This window comes from Micromonospora humidisoli (genome assembly GCF_016900955.1).
GTDB classification, from domain to species: Bacteria; Actinomycetota; Actinomycetes; order Mycobacteriales; family Micromonosporaceae; genus Micromonospora; species Micromonospora wenchangensis.
The window spans coordinates 79,631-99,231 of sequence record NZ_JAFEUO010000006.1 but is presented as its reverse complement, the minus strand read 5'-3'; the positions used below and the strand labels follow the sequence as shown (position 1 = coordinate 99,231).

Annotated in this window: 16 protein-coding genes; 7 read left to right on the top strand and 9 right to left on the bottom strand. The window is 71.4% G+C overall.

Annotated elements, in window-relative coordinates; genetic code table 11:
* The first annotated feature begins 12 nt into the window (after nt 1-12).
* The 3 genes from manD to JQN84_RS21960 all read left to right on the top strand — a co-directional run bounded on the left by manD (nt 13) and on the right by JQN84_RS21960 (nt 2,129).
* The gene (gene manD / locus JQN84_RS21970) at nt 13-1,221 is read left to right on the top strand and encodes a D-mannonate dehydratase ManD (RefSeq protein ID WP_204960419.1); all 1,209 of its coding nucleotides are present in this window, start codon (nt 13-15) and stop codon (nt 1,219-1,221) included.
* A gap of 89 nt (nt 1,222-1,310) precedes the next feature.
* Nucleotides 1,311-1,688, top strand: coding sequence for a hypothetical protein (locus JQN84_RS21965; RefSeq protein WP_204960418.1), 378 nt, complete (start codon nt 1,311-1,313; stop codon nt 1,686-1,688).
* Nucleotides 1,689-1,832: 144 nt separating this feature from the next.
* Nucleotides 1,833-2,129: a hypothetical protein gene (locus JQN84_RS21960; protein ID WP_204960417.1), complete on the top strand. Its 297-nt coding sequence runs from the start codon at nt 1,833-1,835 to the stop codon at nt 2,127-2,129.
* 27 nt (nt 2,130-2,156) lie between these two features.
* On the opposite strand, the gene JQN84_RS21955 is transcribed toward JQN84_RS21960, so the two are convergent.
* The 9 genes from JQN84_RS21955 to JQN84_RS21915 form a co-directional block, all read right to left on the bottom strand.
* Entirely contained in the window at nt 2,157-2,567 is a 411-nt protein-coding gene (locus JQN84_RS21955; RefSeq protein WP_204960416.1) for a VOC family protein, read from the bottom strand.
* Nucleotides 2,568-2,577: 10 nt separating this feature from the next.
* On the bottom strand, nt 2,578-3,021 hold the full coding sequence (locus JQN84_RS21950; RefSeq protein WP_204960415.1) for a helix-turn-helix transcriptional regulator: 444 nt from the start codon (nt 3,019-3,021) through the stop codon (nt 2,578-2,580).
* A gap of 61 nt (nt 3,022-3,082) precedes the next feature.
* Nucleotides 3,083-5,188 carry an alpha-glucuronidase gene (locus tag JQN84_RS21945; RefSeq protein ID WP_204960414.1) on the bottom strand — a complete coding sequence of 702 codons (2,106 nt, stop codon included), beginning with the start codon at nt 5,186-5,188 and terminating at the stop codon, nt 3,083-3,085.
* Nucleotides 5,185-5,868, bottom strand: coding sequence for a DUF624 domain-containing protein (locus JQN84_RS21940; RefSeq protein WP_204960413.1), 684 nt, complete (start codon nt 5,866-5,868; stop codon nt 5,185-5,187). The genes JQN84_RS21945 and JQN84_RS21940 overlap by 4 nt, the downstream gene beginning before the upstream one ends.
* Complete coding sequence (locus JQN84_RS21935) at nt 5,865-7,421, bottom strand: GH39 family glycosyl hydrolase (protein WP_204960412.1); 1,557 nt, start codon at nt 7,419-7,421, stop codon at nt 5,865-5,867. The genes JQN84_RS21940 and JQN84_RS21935 overlap by 4 nt, the downstream gene beginning before the upstream one ends.
* Nucleotides 7,422-7,498: 77 nt before the next feature.
* Nucleotides 7,499-9,112 (bottom strand): ABC transporter substrate-binding protein, encoded by a 1,614-nt coding sequence (locus tag JQN84_RS21930; RefSeq protein ID WP_281896792.1) that lies wholly within the window; start codon nt 9,110-9,112, stop codon nt 7,499-7,501.
* 78 nt (nt 9,113-9,190) lie between these two features.
* Nucleotides 9,191-10,135 (bottom strand): carbohydrate ABC transporter permease, encoded by a 945-nt coding sequence (locus JQN84_RS21925; RefSeq protein WP_239485947.1) that lies wholly within the window; start codon nt 10,133-10,135, stop codon nt 9,191-9,193.
* Entirely contained in the window at nt 10,132-11,100 is a 969-nt protein-coding gene (locus tag JQN84_RS21920) for an ABC transporter permease (RefSeq protein ID WP_204960410.1), read from the bottom strand. Before JQN84_RS21920 ends, JQN84_RS21925 begins: the two co-directional genes overlap by 4 nt.
* 10 nt (nt 11,101-11,110) lie before the next feature.
* Entirely contained in the window at nt 11,111-13,387 is a 2,277-nt protein-coding gene (locus tag JQN84_RS21915) for a beta-xylosidase/alpha-l-arabinosidase (RefSeq protein ID WP_239485946.1), read from the bottom strand.
* Between the two features lie 390 nt (nt 13,388-13,777).
* On the opposite strand from JQN84_RS21915, the gene JQN84_RS21910 reads away from it, so the two are divergent.
* From JQN84_RS21910 to JQN84_RS21895, 4 genes are all read left to right on the top strand, one after another.
* A complete protein-coding gene (locus tag JQN84_RS21910; RefSeq protein ID WP_204960408.1) occupies nt 13,778-14,818 on the top strand; it encodes a LacI family DNA-binding transcriptional regulator in 1,041 nt (346 codons plus the stop codon).
* A 15-nt stretch (nt 14,819-14,833) separates the two neighbouring features.
* Nucleotides 14,834-15,832: an acetylxylan esterase gene (locus JQN84_RS21905; RefSeq protein ID WP_204960407.1), complete on the top strand. Its 999-nt coding sequence runs from the start codon at nt 14,834-14,836 to the stop codon at nt 15,830-15,832.
* Nucleotides 15,833-16,349: 517 nt separating this feature from the next.
* Complete coding sequence (locus tag JQN84_RS21900) at nt 16,350-17,462, top strand: cellulose binding domain-containing protein (RefSeq protein ID WP_204960733.1); 1,113 nt, start codon at nt 16,350-16,352, stop codon at nt 17,460-17,462.
* Nucleotides 17,463-17,547: 85 nt separating this feature from the next.
* Nucleotides 17,548-19,593: a family 43 glycosylhydrolase gene (locus JQN84_RS21895; RefSeq protein ID WP_239485945.1), complete on the top strand. Its 2,046-nt coding sequence runs from the start codon at nt 17,548-17,550 to the stop codon at nt 19,591-19,593.
* Nucleotides 19,594-19,601 lie beyond the last annotated feature (8 nt).

Here is a 19,601-nt window from a genome sequence, read left to right as displayed (position 1 = left end):
GGAGGAGGCCGCATGAGGATCGTCGACGCCCGGGTCATCGTCACCTGTCCGGGCCGCAACTTCGTCACCCTGAAGATCGTCACCGACGAGGGCGTCACCGGCGTCGGGGACGCCACCCTCAACGGCCGGGAACTGGCCGTCGCGTCCTACCTGCGCGACCACGTCGTGCCCCTGCTGATCGGGCGCGACCCGGCCCGGATCGAGGACACCTGGCAGTACCTCTACCAGGGCGCCTACTGGCGGCGGGGACCGGTGACGATGAGCGCGATCGCCGCCGTGGACACCGCGCTGTGGGACATCAAGGGCAAGGTCGCCGGCCTGCCGGTCTACCAGCTGCTCGGCGGCCGGTCCCGCGACGGGGTCACCGTCTACGGGCACGCCAACGGCGAGACCGTCGAGGACGTGCTGGCCGAGGTCGCCCGCTACGTCGACCTCGGCTACCGGGCGGTCCGGGTGCAGTGCGGCGTGCCCGGCCTGCCGAAGACCTACGGGGTCAGCGCCGACAAGATGTTCTACGAGCCGGCCGACGCGGCCCTGCCCAGCGAGGCCACCTGGTCGACCGCACGCTACCTGGCGCACGTCCCGACGGTCTTCGCCCGGGTACGCGACGAGTTCGGCCCCACCCTGCGGCTGCTGCACGACGTGCACCACCGGCTCAGCCCGATCGAGGCCGCCCGGCTGGGCAAGAGCCTGGAACCGTACGCGCTGACCTGGATGGAGGACCCGGTCCCCGCCGAACTGCCGGAGGGGTTCCGGCTGATCCGCCAACACACCACCACCCCGGTCGCCGTCGGCGAGGTGTTCAACACCGTCTGGGACGCCGCCCAGCTCATCCGGGAGCAGCTCATCGACTACATCCGCACCACGGTGGTGCACGCCGGCGGCATCACCCACCTGCGGCGCATCTTCGACCTGGCGGCGCTGCACCACGTGCGCAGCGGCTCGCACGGGGCCACCGACCTCTCCCCGGTCTGCATGGCCGCCGCCCTCCACCTCGACCTGGCCATCCCCAACTTCGGCCTCCAGGAGTACATGCGGCACACCGACGCCACCGACGAGGTCTTCCCGCACGGCTACCACTACGCCGACGGCTACCTGCACCCGGCGGAGACCCCCGGCCTCGGCGTGGACATCGACGAACAGGCGGCGGCCCGCTACCCGTACGCGCCGGCGTACCTGCCGGTCAACCGGCTGGAGGACGGCACCGTCCACCCCTGGTGAGCACGGGAAGGGCCGGGACGTCTGGGCATCCGACCCGCCAAGGTCTACCGTACGTACACGGATGGACACGGTGGAATGAGGTTGATGCCATGACGACAGCACGGACCGCCGCGGGCCGGGCGCGGACGGGCCGGCTCCTCGCCACGACCGTCGCGATGGCGGTCGGTGTGGCCGGTGGCCTGTCCGCCGCGACGCCGGCCCGGGCCGGCTCGAACGGGCAACAGGTCTACTTCGACTGGGGTCCCGCCTGGGGCCGCGCCACCCTTGAGGGCACCAACAACAACGGGCAGTACGTGACCTCCCCGTCGATCTACCTCGGTGCCACCGGCTACGGGGCGTTGAGCGACTGGTGGTGGAAGGGGTGGGTCACGGTGCACTTCTACTACGCCGACGGGACCAGCCGGGACAGCCGTACCTGCTGGGTACCGACCGAGCAGAGCGGTTCGGACTGGACCTCCTGCTTCTGACGGCGACCGCCGCTCCCTCCGGCAGCAGGAGACCGACCCGTGTCCCTCCAGTCGCCACCAGCCACGTCGACGCCCCGGTCAGAAGAGGTGAACATGCGGATACCGACGAGAATCGGCAGGATCGCTGTCGGTACGGCCGTCACGGTGGTCGCCGTCACGGCCGCCGCCCCGGCGGCGGTGGCCGGCTCGAACGGCCAGCAGATCGCCTTCAACTACAGCGGCCCGGCCTACGGATTCGTCTACCTGGAGGGATACAACCAGTCGGGCGACTGGGTCTACTCCCCTTCGATCCCGCTCGACTCGTCCGGCTACGGTCAGCTCTACGGGTGGTGGTGGCGCGGGTTCGTGACCGTCAACTTCTACTACTCGAACGGGACCTGGGCCCGCGGCAGCACCTGCAACGTGCCGACCGACCAGTGGGGCGACTGGACCTACTGCTGACCGGCCACCCCACCGGCCGGGCGGGGGTCAGCGCAGCTCCTTGACCCGGATCAGGTTGCCGGCCGGGTCGCGGAAGGCGCAGTCGCGCACCCCGTACGGCTGGTCGATCGGCTCCTGGACGACCTCGGCGGCGCCGGCCTGCACCTTGTCGAAGGTGGCGTCGAGGTCGGGGGTGGCCAGCATGAGCCAGCCGTAGGTGCCCTTGGCCATCATCTCGGCGATGGTCCGACGTTCCTCGTCGGTGATTCCGGGGTCGACCGCCGGCGGGGCCAGCAGGATCGACGTGCCGGGCTGGCCGGGTGGCCCGACGGTGATCCAGCGCATCTTCCCCCCGCCGACGTCGTTGCGGACCTCGAAGCCGAGGATGTCGCGGTAGAAGGCCAGCGAGGCGTCCGGGTCGTCGTGCGGCAGGACGCAGGTGTCGATGGTGAGATCCATGCCGCTCACGCTAGGTGATGACCGGGGCGGGTGCTTCTCGATTCCTGACCGGCCGGGCCACCTGTCTGGTCAGGCACGGCGGCAACTGGGCCGACCCCTGCGCCGCCAGCGCCCGGTAGCTGCTCGGCGGCATGCCGACCAGCTCGGTGAACCTGGTGCTGAAGGTGCCCAGGGAGGCGCAGCCGACCGCGAAGCAGACCTCGGTCACGCTCAGGTCGCCCCGGCGCAGCAGCGCCATCGCCCGCTCGATCCGCCTGGTCATCAGATAGGAGTAGGGTGCCTCGCCGTAGGCGCGGCGGAACTGCCGGCTCAGGTGACCCGCCGACATGTGCACCCCCCGGGCGAGCGCCTCGACGTCCAACGGCCTGGCGTACTCGCGGTCGATCCGGTCCCGCACCCGACGCAGCCGGGCCAGGTCGCGCAGGTGCTGGTCGGAGGCGGATCTGCCGGTCACCCTCGTGATCGTGCCACGTCCCGGCGGGTCGGTCCACGCCGGCACGAGACGCGGCGGGCGGTCAGTGGATGCGGCGGCCCCGGGCGTCGGGCACCCCGGACTTGCGGAAGAAGTACGTGTTGACCTGGTCCCGCCACTCGGTCGCGCAGCGCAACTGCTCGGCGAGACGCTCGGTGACCCGCTCGTGCACCGCCGGGTCGATCACCCCGGCCAGCCCGGCCCACCGGTCCCGCATCGCCTCCACCTCCGCCACCCCGGCGAAGTGGGTGTCGTAGATGTGCTGGATGACCGTGCTGCCGCTGTGCAGCACGTGGGAGTACGGCACGTGGTGGAAGAAGAGCAGCAGCTCGTCCGGGCACTGCTCCAGCGACTCGTACACCTGCGACCAGGGCGGCGGGTACTGGCCGGTCATGCCGGTGCCGGTCGCCCGGGTCCGGTCCACCCCGACGCCGTCGCGGTCGGCGAAGTGGTAGGTGCCCCACCGGCTGTACTCGTAGCCGTCGACCCCCGGCCCGTAGTGGCCGGCCGGGTTGACCATGAAGCCGACACCCAACGGGGCGGTGTACCGCTCGTAGATGCGCCACGAGTCGTCCAGCACCGCGTGCAGCGTCTCGCGGACCAGGGTCGGGTCACCGACCGTCGACGCCGGGAAGGTCAGGTCGATCCACTCGTCGAGGAGCGCCGTCGGGTCGAGCCGCGGGTCCCAGGCCAGCCGGCCGAAGGCGTACAGATTGGCCTGGGCCAGCGGGTGCCCGCACCAGAACGGGTCGTCGCCCACGTTGGCCACGGCGACCAGGTCGCCGCCCCGGCGGGGTCCCGGACCGGGCACGTCGGCCAGCACGTCGGCGACGCTGCGCTCCCCCGGCCCCCAAAGCCGGAACGCCAGCACCTCGTGCCACCACGGGGCGAGGTAGCAGGCGTGCCACTGCTGGCCGGTGTACTCCTGGGTCACCTGCAACTCCACCGCCAGCCGGGTGGCCGGCATGGCGGCGATCACCGGCGAAACCGGCTCGCGGGGCTGGAAGTCGACCGGGCCGAACTTCACCTGGAGCACGACGTTGTCGGCGAACCGCCCGTCCAGCGGGGCGAAGTGGTCGTACGCGGCGCGGGCCCGGTCGGTCGTGCGGTCCCGCCAGTCCTGCCGGTGGTCGTAGACGAACGCCCGCCAGTGCACCACTCCCCCGTGCGGGGCGAGCGCGGCGGCCAGCAGGTTGGCCCCGTCGGCGTGGTCGCGGCCGTAGCTGAACGGGCCGGGCTGCCCCTCCGAGTCGGCCTTCACGACGTACCCGCCGAAGTCGGGGACGCGCGCGTAGACCCGGCGGGTGGTGCTCTCCCACCAGTCGCGCACCTGCTCGTCGAGCGGGTCGGCGGTGGGCAGGCCACCGAGGAGCACGGGGGCGGCGAAGGTCACCGACAGGTGTACCCGCACGCCGTACGGGCGCAGCAGGTCGGCGATCTCGGCCACGTCGTCGAGCCGCTCGGTGAGCAGCAGCGCCTCGGTGGGGCCGACGTTGACGTTGTTCACCGAGATCGCGTTGACCCCGGTGGAGGCGAGCAGCCGCCCGTACGCCCGCAGCCGTTCCCGGTCGCCGCGCGGCCGGCCGTCCCGCCAGAAGATCGACCCGCCGGCGTAGCCCCGCTCCACCTGCCCCATCACCGGATGCACCGCCACGTTGTCCCAGTGGTCGAGCATCCGGCGGCGCAGCGCGGGCCGGTGGGTGCGCGCCGGCTGCTCCCCGGTGAACGCGGCCTCGCCGAGGCGGACCAGGTGGAACAGCCCGTAGAGCAGTCCGACCGGGGCGTCGGCCAGCACGATCGTGACGCCGTCGGAGCGGGTCAGCAGGAAGCCCTCGTCGCCCGGCGACCCGCCGTCGGGGTCCGGGGCCGTCCTCGCGGCGGGCGGCACCACCTCGGGCAGTGGTCCCGAGTCGCGCAGGGCGAGCACCAGGTCGACCGGCCCGGCGGCGGTGCGCTCCACCCGGCCGCCGTACCGGGCGCAGGCGCGGGCCACCTCGTCGTGGACCGTCTCGACGGGCGGACCCTCGCCGTGCACCAGCACCCGACGCGCGCCGATCGCCCGGAACGCCTCCGGCGGCAGCCACGCCGGGTGCGGCGGCGGGGACGCCGGGTCGGTCGCGGTGACAGGGGCGTTGGCGGGGCTGGTCATCGGGTGAATTCCTTCCGCACGAGGTCGGTCATCGGGGTGGCGACCCGCAGGTACGCCAGGACGAACGGGCCGGCCAGCAGCACCGGCAGCGCCTCGGAGACGAGCACGGTCAGCGCCCCGGCGGCGGCCAGCAGCAGGGCGGTGCCGACGGTGACGGTGGGCGTACGGACCAGGAAGTACAGCGCCAGCCGGAGCACGTCCCGGGTGCGGAAGGTGAACAGCGAGGCGATCACCAGCGCGTTGCCGCCGACCAGGGTGACCGCCACCCCGACCGCGAGCAGCGGCACCGCCCATCCGGTGGGGACAGCGGCGACCGGCAGGTGGGTGAGGTTGACCGCGATGACGGTCAGCCAGAGCAGCAGCGGCGCCCAGATCCGCAGCGCCTGCGCAAGGTTGGCCCGGTAGCCCTGCCGGAACCGGGCGGCGGGCCGCAGGTCGGTCAGGTCGGGGCGCTGGTGGTGCAGGGCGTACAGGGCGGCGGAGACGGCCGGACCGACCGGGAGCAGGCAGAGCGCCACCAGCGGCAGGTTGCTCGCGTCACGGCTGAGCAGGAGCACCGGGACCAGTCCGGGCAGAGTGGTGAGGATCAGCAGCGACCCGACGACGAGCACGGTGTACACCGTGGCGGCGGCCCGCGACAACGGGCCGTCGCCGACCTCCCGCCAGGTCTGCGCGCTCACGGCCGCCCGTCCCGGTCGGTCGACGGCGGGCCGCCGAGCAGCCGGGCACCGTCCCACCACGGCGGGGTCTCGTCGCGTACCGCCGCCAACTCGACGAGGGTGACCTCGTGCCGGGCCAGGTCGAGGTCGAGGTCGACCCGGCCGGCGGTGACCGGCAGGGCGCGATGCGAGCGGGCCGGCTCGGCGGCCTCCCGCAGGGTGTCGAGCTGCCCGGGGCGGGGCGACCGGGGGCGGCCCATCTCGCTCCAGGCCGTCCAGGCGTTGCCGGCGTCCTCGCTGACCGAGGAGCGGAGCAGGAAGGCCGAGGTGGCCTCCCCGCCCGTCGTCGTGGCCGACGCCACCGGCACCGACAGCGCCAGCGGATGTCTGTCGGGCACCGGGTGCAGGCCGGTCACGTCCACCGGCGCCCAGGCCAGGATGGCGACCCGTCCGTCGGGGTGCCGGGTGACCAGGTGGTCCGCGCCCCGGGCGAGCACGTCGCCCCCGAGCCGGGCCAGGAACGCGTACAGGTGGTAGGTGGGTTTCTTGATCTGGCGGTGGGTGAGCAGGCCGAACCCGCCGTGGAACAGCGCGGTCGGCACCCCCACCTCCTCGAACACGTCGCTGAACGTCCAGTACGAGAAGGAGTCGACCAGGTCGCCGCCGGCTGCCAGCACCGGGGCGAGGTAGGCCGCGTGGAAGGCCGTGTCGTGGATCGGGTTGTCCGGCCGGTAGGAGGAGTTGAACTCGGTGATGTGCACCGGCAGGTCGGCCAGCGCGGTGCCGTACAGGTGCCGGCGCGGGGCGGCGAACTGTTCCAGCAGCGACGACGCCGGGGACAGCGTCTGGTGGGTGCCGAACGGCACGTGCTGGGCGGGGCCGGAGGTGTAGGCGTGCCGGCTGACGAAGTCGACAGGCACGTCGTGCGTGGTGACGAAGTCGGCGAAGGGTGCCCACCAGTCGTCCGCGCCGGGTGAGATGGCCGGGCCGCCGACCTGCAACCCGGCGTCGACCTCCTTGACCGCGTGCGCGGTGACCTCGTAGAGGCGGTGGTAGGCGTCGCGGTCGGCGCCCTGCCAGAAGTCGGGCAGGTTCGGCTCGTTCCACACCTCGATCGGCCAGCTGCGCACCTCGTCGAGGCCGTACCTGTCGACCAGGTGGGCCACCGTGGCGCGGACCAGGTCGGCCCACTCCGACCAGCAGCGGGGCGGGGTGACGTTGCCCTGCCACCAGAACACCGTCTGCTCGCCGGAGGCCAACGCCTCGGGCATGAAGCCCAGCTCCACGAAGGGTCGGATGCCCAACCCGAGGTAGGCGTCGACGACCTGGTCGACGTAGGTGAAGGAGTGGTGCACCAGACGTTCGCCGCCGTGCCGGTAGGGGCGGTGGACGCCGACGCCGTCACTGAGCAGGCCGTGCCCCCGGATGTGCCGGAACCCGATGTCCTGCTGGATCAGGGCCAGCGAGTCCTGGTAGTCGCGGCGCAGGGCCAACTCGAATCGCCCGGTGCCGACACACCGCCGCCAGGCGTCGGTGAGCCGCCCCACGGGTCGGGCGGGAACGGTGATCCGCATCGTGGTGTCCTCCGGTGCTCGCCGGTCCGGTGCCCGGCCCGCCGGGACCCGCTGCGGGTCCCGGCGGGCCGGGTCGGTCAGCCGTTGTCCTTCTCGAACCGCTCGTGTGCCTTGTTGACCAGGCCGATGTACTGGTCGGCGTTCTTGGCCTTCAGCTCGCCGAGGTAGGCGTCCCACTCGGTGAGGGGGCGCTGGCCGAGGATGAACTTGAGCGTGTTCTGCACGACGTGGTCCTTCAGCGGGGTCTCCCACAGCGACGCCTGCTCCCGCTCCTCGTCGGTGAGCGGGGCCGGCGGGTCCACCGGCAGCGGCGTGCGGGCGTTCATCACCTTCTGGAACTCCATCTCCTCCGGGGAGAAGAACGACTGCACCAGGTCGAGCTTGCCGCCGTAGGCGAACACCCCGTTGCCGAAGCCGAAGTCCTTCTGCAGGTGCTTGCTGCCCTTGGGGTTGAGCCCGATCATGTCGACGTCGGGGTTGAGGGTGTACTTGCCGGCGGCGTCCTTGCTGAAGGTGGTGCCCTCAACGCCCCACTTGGCGAACTCCTGACCGGCGTCGGAGTAGTACAGCCAGTCGATGAACTGCATCATCGCCACGAAGTTCTTGCTGTCCCGGGCCTTCTTGGAGATCATGACGCCGTTCTCCAACCGGCTGGCCGGGTTGATCTCGCCGGCCGGGCCGACCGGCAGCGGGATCTTCGTCAGCTTGGCGTTCGGCAGGGTCTTGGCCAGGTCGGGGCGGTAGTCGTTGACCAGGGTCTGGGCGTTGCTGCCGATCACGAAGGACTTGCCGTTGGCGAGCTTCTGCCGGGCCTGGTCATCGGTCTGGGTGAAGCTCTCCGGGTCGAGCAGCTTCTCGGCCACCAGCTTGTTGAGGTAGACGATCACCTGCTTGTACTGCTCGGTGGCACCGGTGTAGACGAACTTCTTGGCCGCCGGGTCCCAGGTGGCGGGGTTCCAGCTCCAGCCGGTCCGGATGCCGTGCGCGGCGCCGACGATGCTCAGCAGTTCCCCGCCCGGGTTCGGCTTGCTCCACCGGTCCGAGTACGGGTAGGTGTCGGGGTAGCGCGCTTTCATCGCCTTGAGCACCGTGTACAGCTCATCCCAGGTCTTGGGGACCTGGAGGTTGAGCTGCTCCAGGATGTCGGTGCGCATCGCGATCGAGTACTCCGCCCACGGCTTCTCGTGCAGGCCGGGCAGGAGGTAGAACTTACCGTCGGACTGTCGCAGCGTGTCGAACTCCGGTTGGAGGTTCCACTTGGCGATCTTGTCCTTGAGGTTGGGCATCAGGTCCAGGTAGTCGCTCACCGGCAGGATCGCGCCGGAGGAGACGAAGGCGTTCTCCGCCGGGTGGTACGTCTTCGGGATGATCAGCGGGGCGTCGCCGGCACCGATCAGCAGGCTGCGCTTCTGCTCGTAGTCGCTCAGCGGCACGGCCACCGGTTCGAGCTTGACGTTCGTCCGCTTGGTCAGCTCCGACCAGAACAGCCAGTCGTCCTTGAGCGGATAGTTCGGGTGGTTGTTGTAGAGGATGGGGAAGGAGAGCGGCTCGGTGGCCGTGAACTGCTTGTCGATCCCGTAGTCGGCCATCGCGCCGGCCCGGTTGCCGTCGAGGTCCTTGGCGTCCGGGGCGTCGTCGGAACAGGCCCCGACGAGGGTGAGGGTGAGCAGCCCGGCAGCGGCTATCGCCACGCGGCGCCGCGTCCTGTGGAACATGGCTCGTCCTTTCGGTCGGATGGTGGGGTGGGCGGGGTGGAGCGGTCGGCCGGGCTACCCCTTGACCGCGCCGAGCATCACGCCGGACACGAAGAACCGCTGGATGAAGGGGTAGACCGCGAGGATCGGCAGGGTGGTGAGCACGATGGTCACGGCCTGGATGGTCGCCGCCGCCTGCACCGCGTCGGACTCGGCGACCCCGCCGGCGGACTGCGCCCCGGTCGCCCCGGCGATGAGGTTGCGCAGATAGACCGTGACCGGGAACAGCTCCTGCTGGTCGAGGTAGAGGAACGCGGTGAACCAGGAGTTCCAGAAGGACACCGCATAGAACAGCACCATCGTGGCGATGATCGCCTTGGACAGCGGCAGCACGATCCGCAGCAGGGTGGCGTACGTGCTGAGCCCGTCGACGGCGGCGGCCTCCTCCAACTCCACCGGCAGGCTCTCGAAGAACGCCTTCATCACCAGCAGGTTGAACACGTTGATCGCGTTGGGCAGCACCACCGCCCAGATGCTGTTCTTCATGCCCAGGCTGGTGACCAGCACGTAGTTGGGGATCAGCCCGCCGGAGAAGAACATGGTGAACACGGCGATCCCGACGAGCACCCCCCGCCCCTTGAGCTGGTGCTTGGACAGCACATACGCGTAGCAGGTGGTCAGCACGATCGAGATCGCGGTGGCGACGACGGTGTAGACCACGGTGTTGCGGTAGTTCGTCCAGAACATCGGGTCGGACATCACCAGCCGGTAGGCGGTGAGGTTGAAGCCCTGCGGGACGAGGTTGACCTTCCCCGCGATGATCGGCGCCTCGTCGCTGAGCGACCGGGCCACGATGTTGACGAACGGGTACAGCGTCACGACCACCACGAGGGTCAGCACCACGGCGTTGACCGCCTGGAAGACCCGGTAGCCCCGGGTCGGGCGGATGCCCCGGCGGCGGCGCGACGCAGGGCGGGCCGCCGGGGTCTTCGGGCCGGCCGTGCCGGGGGCCACGGTCACCACAGGCTCGTCCCCACCGTACGGCGGGAGATGGTGTTGGCACCCAGCACCAGGATCAACCCGATCACCGCCTCGAACAGGCCGATCGCGGCGGCGTAGCTGAAGTTGCTGGACTCGAAGCCCAACCGGAACAGGTACGTGGAGATCACGTCGGCGGTCGGGTACGTCAGCGGGTTGTACAGCAGCAGGATCTTCTCGAACCCGACGGCCATGAAGGTGCCGATGTTGAGGATCAGCAGCGTCACCATCGTCGGTCGGATCCCGGGCAGCGTGACGTGCCAGGTCTGCCGCCAGCGGTTGGCCCCGTCGATGCGGGCCGCCTCGTACAGGTTCTCGTCGATGGTGGTGAGCGCCGCCAGATAGAGGATCGTCCCCCAGCCGACGGTCTGCCAGACCTCCGAGGAGACGTAGACGGCGCGGAACCATCCCGGCTGCTGCAGGAACGGCACGCCCTCCCCGCCGAGCACCCGGACCAGCTGGTTGACCGAGCCGTCCATCGACAGCAGCTGCATCACCATCGCCGCGACGATCACGATGGACAGGAAGTGCGGCAGGTAGGACACCGACTGGACGAACCGCTTGAGTCGACGCGCCCGGACCTCGTTGAGCAGCAGCGCCAGTACGATCGGTAGCGGGAAGCAGAACAGCAGGGTCAGCATTCCCAGCACCAGGGTGTTGGTGAACACCTGCCAGAAGGTCGGGTCGGCCAGGAACAGCCGGAAGTACCGCAGGCCCACCCAGTACTCGCCGAAGACGCTGCCGCCGGGGCTGAACCGGCGGAACGCGATCACGTTGCCGATCATCGGCAGATAGCGGAAGACCAGGAAGAACAGCAGCGGCAGGACGGCCAGCGAGTAGAGCTGCCAGTCCCGGCGCAGGGCCCGCCGCCAGGGATGCCGGCGACGCCGGACCGGGGTGGGTGTCGCCGTGGCCGGTGGCGGCGGCCGTAGCGTCGGGGATGTCATCCTCGGCCTCCTATCCGGCCTGCGGGTCGGTGCCGGCGGGCTCGACCCGTACCGCGGTGAGCAGGTGTCGTCGCGCGCCGACCTGCCGCTGCGCACCGGTCAGGCGCAGCGGCAGGGTGGCCGCCGGGTCGCCGCTGGAGCGGCCGAAGCGCAGTTCGACGTCGCCGGGTTCGACGATGCGCCGGCCGTCGCGCCCGGTGAACGAGGCGACGTCGGCGGGCACGGTGAAGCTGACCCGCGCCGCCGTGCCGGGGTCCAGCGGCACCCGGGCGTAGCCGACCAGCCGGACCACGGGTCGGGTGGTCTGCGCCACCGGGTCGTGCAGGTAGAGCTGCACCACCTCGGTGCCGGGCCGGTCGCCGGTGTTGCGCACGGTGATCCGTACCGTCGTCTCGCCGTCGACCGGCCAGGCCGGCGGCCCGCCGGTCTCCCCGGCGTCGGACACCACCGGGTCGGACCACGCGAAGGTGGTGTAGCCCAGCCCGTGGCCGAACGGGTACGCCGGGGTGGGGTCGATCGAGGACACCTCGGAGCGGCGGCCCAGCGGCGGGGTCAGGTAGGTGCCGGGCAGGCCCCCGGCGTCGCGCGGGACGCTGACCGGCAGTCGGCCGGACGGGTTCACCGCGCCGGTGAGCACCTCGGCGAGCGCCTGCCCGCCGCGCTGGCCGAGGAAGAACGCCTGCACGACGGCCGCGGCGCGCTCGTGGTCGGGGCCGAGGGCGTAGGGCCGGCCGGTCATCAGCACCAGCACCACCGGGGTGCCGGTGTCGAGCACGGCCCGGACCAGGTCGGCCTGGACGCCGGGCAGTCGCAGGTCGGGCGCGTCGCAGCCCTCGCCGGAGGTGCCCCGGCCGAACATGCCGGCGCGGTCACCGACGGCGAGCACGCAGACGTCGGCCTGCGCCGCGGCGGTGACCGCCGCCGCGATGCCCGAGGTGTCGTCGCCGGTGATCGCGCAGCCCGGCTCGTGCACGAGGCCGGGCACCAGCCGGGTGAGTTCGTCGCGCAGCGAGGGGATCTCCAGGCCCAGCCCGTGCTCGGGGTGGCGGACCCCGACGTGGTTGGGGAAGGAGTAGCAGCCGAGCAGGGCCATCGGGTCGTCGGCGACCGGGCCGACCAGGGCGACCCGCCGGCCGGGGGCCAGCGGCAGCACGCCGTCGTTGCGCAACAGCACCACCGACTCACGGGCCAGCCGCAGGGCGACGTCCCGGCTGGTCTCGTCGTCGAGCCGCAGGTTCGCCGCGTCCTCGGGCAGTTCCTGCCAGTCCTCGTCGAGCAGCCCGAGTTCGATCTTCTGGATCAGCACCCGGCGCAGGGCCCGGTCGATCAGCGCCTCGTCGACCGCGCCGGAGCGCACGGCGGCCACCAGCGGTTCGCCGAACGCGTCCACGGTGGGCAGTTCCACGTCGATGCCGGCGCGCAGGGCGAGCCGGGCGGCGTCGGCGGCGTCGCCGGCCACCCCGTGCAGGGTCTCCAGGAAGCGCACCGCGAAGTAGTCGGCGACGACGGTGCCGGTGAAGCCCCACTCCTCGCGCAGCAGCCCGGTCAGCAGTCCCTCGTCGGCTGCGGCGGGCAGGCCGTCGATCTCGGCGTACGAGTTCATCACCGAGCGGGCCCCGCCGAGGCGCAGGGCCATCTCGAACGGCGGGAGGATGACGTCGGCCAGTTCCCGGGGGCCCATCGACACCGGGGCGAGGTTGCGGCCGCCCCGGGAGGCGGAGTAGCCGGCGAAGTGTTTGAGGGTGGCGACGATACCCGCGCGTTCCAGCCCTCGCACGTACGCCGCCCCGGTGGTCCCGACCAGGTACGGGTCCTCCCCGATGGTCTCCTCGGTACGCCCCCAGCGGTAGTCGCGGGTGACGTCGAGCACCGGGGCGAGTCCCTGGTGGACGCCGGCGGCCCGCATCGAACGGCCGATCCGGCCGGCCATCTCCTCGACCAGTTCCGGGTCGAAGGAGGCGCCCCAGCCCAGCGGGGTGGGATAGACCGTGGCCCGCCAGGCGGCGAAGCCGGTGAGGCACTCCTCGTGCACCTGGGCCGGAATGCCGAACCGGCTCGCGGCGGCGATCTGTGCCTGGGAGGCGGCCAGCGAGCGGGCCCCGGCCACGGGGTCGACGGGTGCGGTGCCGAACGGGCGGGTCAGCTGGCCGAGCCCGTGCCGGATGATCTCACTCCACGGTGGTGCGCCGTCGATCATGTCGGCCTGGTGCGGGGCGACCCCCTCGCCGGAGGCTTCCGCGCCGACCCAGACGCCGACGAGTTGGGCGATCTTCTCTTCCAGCGACATGAGCGGAACCAGTGCGTCGGCCCGTTGCGCGGGTGAGCGTCGGGGGTCCCGCCACGGTTGGGTTCCGCGGGATGCCGGACCGTCGTCGACGGGCACCTGACTTCTCATGCCACACCCCTCACCTTCGACACTCCCCGCCCGCGCCCGCCGGAACAGGCACCACGCGACGGCGGGGGGTTCGAAAATTTCGTAAACAGCGCGTTACCTTTTTCGGGCAACTTAGGAGGCATTGCTGGCGCATGTCAAGGTCCTCAATTGGGATATCTGACCGCACTGGTCCCGGAAAGGACATTCACCCCCGTCAAAATCTTCGGGCACTGTCGAATCCCGGTTTCGAACCGGACGTGCTAGAGTTCTCCGAAACTTTCGGACGTGCCTGGTGAGGCTTCGATGACCGCGTCCCGCCCGCTCACCCCACAGGCCTCGGCCACGATCGCCACCATCGCCGAGGAGGTCGGCGTCTCCGTGGCGACCGTCTCGAAGGTGCTCAACGGGCGGGCGGACGTCGCCGCCGAGACCCGGGCGCGGGTCGAGGAGAGCCTGGAGCGCCACCGCTACCGCCGCCGCATCCGCCGGCAGTCGCCCGGGATCGACCAGATCGACCTGGTCTTCCACGAGTTCAACTCCGGTTGGGCGATGGAGATCATGAGCGGGGTCGAGGCGGTGGCCTCCGCCGCCGGGCTGGGCATCGCCATCTCCCAGCTCGACGGGGCACACCGGCCCGCGCCCCGTCGGCTGGACGCCCTGGTCGCCAGGCGTCCGCTGGGCCTGCTCTTCGTGCTCTGCCACCCGACCCCGCCGCAGCAGCTCATGCTGACCGAACACCGCATCCCGTTCGTGGTCGTCGACACCGACAGCGCCACCTCGGCGTCGGTGCCGACGGTCGGCTCCAACAACTGGAACGGCGGCCTGCTGGCCACCCGGCACCTGCTGGAGCTGGGCCACCGACGGATCGCCGTCATCTCCGGGCCCCGCGACGTGCTGTGCAGCCAGGCCCGCGCCGCCGGCTTCCGCTCCGCCCACGACGAGATCGGCCTGCCCGTGGACGTCGACCTGGTGCGCTACGGCAGCTTCTACGTCGACGGCGGGCACGCCCACGGCCTGGAGCTGCTCGCCGGGCCCGACCGGCCGACCGCGATCTTCGCCGGCTCGGACCTGCAGGCCATCGGCGTGCTCCGGGCCGCCCGCCGGCTCGGCCTGCGGGTCCCCGACGACCTCTCGGTGATCGGGTACGACGACCTGCCGGTCGCCGGCTGGACCGACCCGCCGCTGACCACCGTGCACCAGCCCCTGCGGGACATGGCCGGCACCGCCACCCAGATGCTGCTGGAGCTGGCCCGGGGCGCGACGGTGGCGACCAGCCGGATCGACCTGGTGACCGAGCTGGTCGTCCGGGAGAGCACCGCCCCACCCGCCACCACCCGTCCCTGAGCACCCGAGGAACCCATGGCATCCATCCAGGACCTGCGGCGCTACGCGCCGACCGTCGTCGAACCGGCCGACTTCGACCGGTTCTGGCGGGACACGCTCGACGCGGCGCGCGGCCGGCCGGTGCTGGTCGACGTCCGCCCGCACCGGACCGACCTGCGTCTGGTCGACACCTGGGACGTCACCTTCGCCGGCTTCGCCGGCGACCCGGTGCGGGCCTGGTACACCCGCCCGGCCGGGGTCGACGCCGTGCTGCCCGCCGTGGTCGAGTACGCCGGCTACGGACGCGGCCGGGGCCTGCCGCACGAGCGGCTGACCTGGCCGGCAGCCGGGTACGCGCACCTGCTGATGGACAACCGGGGTCAGTCCGGGCTGCACGGCGCGGGCGACACCCCCGACCCGCACGGCGCACCCGGCGGCCCGTGGCCCGCCACCTGGGGCATCCTCGCCCCCCACGACTACCACTACCGCCGGCTGATCACCGATGCGGTCCGCGCGGTCGACGCCGTCCGCGCACTGCCCGGGGTGGACCCGGCCCGGGTGGCCGCCCTCGGCAACAGCCAGGGTGGCGGGCTCGCCCTGGCTGTGGCCGGCCTGTGCGACGACCTCGCCGCGCTGCTGAGCACCGCGCCGTTCCTCTGTGACGTCCAACGCGGGATCGAGCTGACCGACGCCGCCCCGTACGGCGAGATCGCCAGGTACCTGGCGGTGCACCGGCAGGTCGAGGAGGCCGTGCGGCACACGCTGTCCTATGTCGACGGGGTGACCTTCGCCCGGCGCGCCACCGCACCCGCGCACTTCGGCATCGGCCTGCGCGACAACGTCTGCCCGCCGAGCACCGGCTTCGCCGCCTACAACCAGTACGGCGCGGCGAACGGCCGGGAGGGGACACCGCCACGGGAGCTGCACACCTACCCGTTCAACGGCCACGAGGGCGGTGAGGCGTGGCAGGTCGAACGGCAACTGCGCTGGCTCGACCCACTGCTGCGCCCAGCCACCGACGACGCGACGCGGTGACCGCCGGGCGGTGACCGGCCGGTAGTTCACCCGGGCATCGTCGCGCACCGATCTGTTGCCGATGTTAGCGATAACACGATATGGTGCATCGCGGCGGGAGCGCAGGGCACGCTCCGGCCGTGGTCACCGGTTCGTCCACCTGCTGGGGTTCGTCCACCTGCGGGGGTCGGTGGCCACCGGCACACATGGCGTCCACCGCCGGTGACGCGGTCCGGGTTCCCGGTCGACGCGCGTGGCAGCACCTCCGCCCGTCAGCTCCAGGGAATCCGCCGGGGACACGGCGGTCGGTCCGTTTGCGCGGCGACGTCCGCCACCCGTGCCGGCACACCCCTTGTCCACGAGCCGGACGAGACGGCGACATCCCGGGACGGTCGCCGTGCTGCACGTCCGCACCGCGCTCCGCGCGCCACCCCAGGGAGTTTCCATGAGCGGCACGAGCTGCCCGAACGCCGGGCCACCCCGATCCGACCACCCCCACCCTGTCCGTACCGCACCCACCGGCCGACGGCTGCCCACCATGCGCCGCGGCCTGCGTCTGCTGGGCCTGGCCACCGCCGCCCTGGTGGCCGCGGTCGCCACCGGGTCGGTGGTGACCGCACCCGCCAGCGCCGAATCCAACGGCGGGGTACGGGTGATGCCCCTCGGCGACTCGATCACCGACGGCTTCAACGTCCCCGGCGGCTACCGCATCGAGCTGTGGCAGCGGATGGTCGCCGACGGCTACCGGGTCGACTTCGTCGGCTCGATGTTCAACGGGCCGTCCAACCTGGGCGACCACGACCACGAGGGCCACTCCGGCTGGACCATCGCCCAGATCGACGCCAACGTGGTGAACTGGCTGCGCAACACCACTCCGCGCACGGTGCTGCTGCACATCGGCACCAACGACATGTACAACGCCTCCGGTGCGCCGACCCGGCTCTCCACCCTGATCGACAAGATCACCAGCACCGCGCCGAACGCGGACGTCTTCGTCGCCACGATCATCCCGCGCAACGGCACCGAGTCGGCGGTCCGCACGTTCAACGCCGCGATCCCCGGGATCGTGCAGAGCAAGGTCAACGCCGGCAAGCGGGTGCACCTGGTGGACATGTTCAGCGCGGTGGGCACGGCCGACCTGGCCGACGGCATCCACCCGAACGCCACCGGCTACCGCAAGATGGCCACCACCTGGTACAACGCCCTGCGGGCGGTGCCCGGCAGCCTCGGCGGCAACACGCCGACCACCCCGCCGACCACCCCGCCGCCCACCACGCCCCCGCCGACCACGCCGCCACCCACCACGCCCCCGCCGACCACGCCCCCGCCGTCGGCGGGTTGCCGGGTCGCGTACACGGTGAACTCCTGGAACTCCGGTCTCACCGCCTCGATCAGCGTCACCAACACCAGCGGCACGGCGGTCAACGGCTGGGCGCTGGCGTTCACCCTGCCCGGTGGGCAGACCATCACCAGCGGCTGGAACGCCACCTACACCCCGACCAGCGGGGCGGTGACCGCCCGCAACGTGTCCTACAACGGCACGATCGCGCCGAACACCTCGGTCGACATCGGCTTCCAGGCCACCCACACCGGCGACACGGCCCGACCGTCCTCGTTCACGCTCAACGGCACCGCCTGCACGGTCGCCTGACCGCCGTCCGGTGCCGGGGTGCCCGCACCCCGGCACCGGACGCCTTCCGACCTCCGGCTCCCACCACCCCCAGTAGGAGTACCGCATGCCATTGAACAGAAAGTTGCCGGCCCGGCTGGCCATGGCCGCCGCTCTGATCGCCGCCGGCACAGCCGTCGCCCTGCCGGCCGAGGCCGCAGCGGCCGGCTGCACGGTCGACTACACCGTCTCGTCCGAGTGGGGTGGTGGCTTCGGTGCGAACGTGGCCATCACCAATCTCGGTGACCCCATCGACGGCTGGACCCTGACCTGGTCGTACGCGGCCGGGCAACAGGTCACCCAGGCGTGGAACGCCACCGTCACCCAGTCGGGGGCGCAGGTGACCGCCCGCAACGTCAGCTACAACGGCACCATCGCCACCGGCGCCAACGTGTCGTTCGGGTTCAACGGCTCGTGGAACGGCAGCAACCCGAAGCCGACGAGCTTCACCCTCAACGGAGTCGCCTGCACCGGTGGCACGACCACCCCGCCACCGACCACCCCACCGCCGACCACGCCGCCCCCCACCACACCGCCGCCCACCACCCCACCGCCGACCACACCGCCCCCCACCACGCCGCCGCCGACCACCCCGCCGGGCCAGTGGCCGCCGTCGTCGACCTTCAGCAACCCGGTGCTCTGGCAGGACTTCGCCGACATCGACATCCTGCGGGTCGACGACACCTACTACTACTCGGCGTCGACCATGCACTACTCCCCGGGCGCGCCCGTGCTGCGCTCCTACGACATGGTCAACTGGGAGTTCGCCGGGCACTCGGTGCCCAAGCTGGACTTCGGCCAGAAGTACGACATGACCGCCGGGCGCGGCTACGTCCGGGGCATCTGGGCGTCGTTCCTGGGCTACCGCAAGAGCAACAAGACGTTCTACTGGGGCGGCTGCATCGACTTCAGCAAGACCTACATCTACACCGCCCCGTCGGCCGAGGGACCGTGGACCAGGCACACCACACTCGACCAGTGCTACTACGACGCCGGTCTGCTGGTCGACGACAACGACACCATGTACGTGGCGTACGGCAACACGAACATCAGCGTCGCCCAGCTCTCCGCCGACGGGAAGACCCAGGTCCGCTCGCAGCAGGTGTTCACCACCCCGTCGAGCGTGGGCACCCTGGAGGGGGCCCGGTTCTACAAGCGCAACGGCAGCTACTACATCTTCCTCACCCGGCCGGCCAACGGTCAGTACATCCTCAAGGCGTCCAGCCCGTGGGGGCCGTACACCATGCAGCAGGTGCTGCTGAACCTGCCCGGACCGATCGCCGGCGGCGGCGTGCCGCACCAGGGCGGCATGGTGCAGACCCAGAACGGGGACTGGTACTACATGGGGTTCGTGGACGCCTACCCCGGTGGCCGGGTGCCGGTGCTCGCCCCGGTCACCTGGAACTCCAGCGGCTGGCCCGTCCTCCAGCTGGTCAACAACACCTGGGGTGCGTCGTACCCGTACCCGAACGTGCCCCGGCCACCACGCCAGGTCAAACCCATGATCGGGACCGACACCTTCGCCGGCACCACACTCGGCCCGCAGTACGAGTGGAACCACAACCCGGACAACACCAAGTGGTCGGTCAACGACGGGCTACGGTTGCAGACCGCGACGGTAACCAACGACCTGTACAACGCGCGCAACACGTTGACCCACCGGATCCAGGGTCCCCGGTCCACCGCCACCATCGAACTCGACTACTCCACCATGCGCGACGGTGACCGCAGCGGCCTGGCGATGCTGCGCGACCAGTCGGCCTGGATCGGCGTCCGCCGTGACAACGGCGCGACCCGGGTCGCCATGGTCAACAACCTGACCATGGACAGCAACTGGAACACCACCAGCACCGGCACCGAGGTCGCCGGGGCCGGCATCTCCGGCGGCAGGATCTGGCTGCGGGTCAGCGCGGACATCTCCCCCGGCTCCGGCCGGCAGGCCCGCTTCTCCTACAGCACCGACGGGGTCAACTTCACCTCGCTCGGCCCGGCGTTCACCCTCAACAACGCCTGGCAGTTCTTCATGGGCTACCGGTTCGCCATGTTCAACTACGCCACCAGTTCCCTCGGTGGCGCGGTGACCGTCCGGAAGTTCGACCTGGCCAAGTCGTAACACCCGTC